Source organism: Aquabacterium sp. A08, from assembly GCF_011742065.1.
In genome coordinates this window covers 1-859 of record NZ_JAAQQT010000196.1, presented here as the reverse complement: position 1 = coordinate 859, position 859 = coordinate 1, and the positions used below count along the sequence as shown (strand labels likewise).

The 859-nt window shown below is 68.1% G+C and carries 1 protein-coding gene and 1 pseudogene; both read left to right on the top strand.

Going from position 1 to position 859, the window contains the following annotated elements; genetic code table 11:
* A partial coding sequence (locus HA630_RS01100; RefSeq protein ID WP_166832108.1) for an urease subunit alpha occupies positions 1–696 on the top strand: 696 nt, incomplete at its 5' end.
* 32 nt (positions 697–728) lie between these two features.
* A pseudogene (locus HA630_RS22710) lies at positions 729–859 on the top strand (Urease accessory protein UreE); the annotation flags it as partial.

The following is an 859-nucleotide window of genomic DNA, read 5'->3' as shown; positions in this document are numbered from 1 at the left end:
GACATCCTGCACGACCTGGGCGCCATCAGCATCATGAGCAGCGACAGCCAGGCCATGGGCCGGGTGGGCGAGGTCATCTGCCGCACCTGGCAGACGGCGCACAAGATGAAGCTGCAGCGCGGCTGGCTGGCCCCCACGCCGTGCCGCTCCGAAAAGGTCGAACAGCGCGACCGCAACGACAACTTCCGCGTCAAGCGCTACATCGCCAAATACACCCTCAACCCCGCCATTGCGCACGGCGTCAGCCACGAAGTCGGTTCGGTCGAGGTGGGCAAGTGGGCCGACCTGGTGCTGTGGAAGCCGGCCTTCTTCGGCATCAAGCCCGCGCTCATCCTCAAGGGCGGCATGATCGCCGCCGCCGCCATGGGCGACCCCAACGCCTCCATCCCCACGCCGCAGCCGGTGCACTACCGGCACATGTTCGGCGCCTTCGGCGGGGCCTTGCACAAAACCTCGCTCACCTTCGTGTCGCAGGCCGGCTTGGCCGCGGGCATCGGCCAGCGCTTTGGCCTGCAAAAGCCGCTGGTGGCCGTGAAAGGTTGCCGCACCGTGGGCAAGCGCGACATGGTGCTCAACGACTATGCGCCGCGCATGGACATCGACGCGCAAAACTACCAGGTGCGCGCCGACGGCCAGTTGCTGGTGTGCGAACCCGCCGCCGTGCTGCCGCTGGCCCAGCGCTACTGCCTGTTCTGACGCGGCACCCAGCCCCTCCACGAATGACCGACATGCTCCACGCCACCCGCTGCATCCCCCAAGGCCAGGGCCTGGCCCCGGTGCTGCTGAACCGGGCGGCCAGCGTCACGCTGGACTGGGACCAGCGCCAGAAAAGCCGCTTCGACTGCGTCGACTCCCAGGG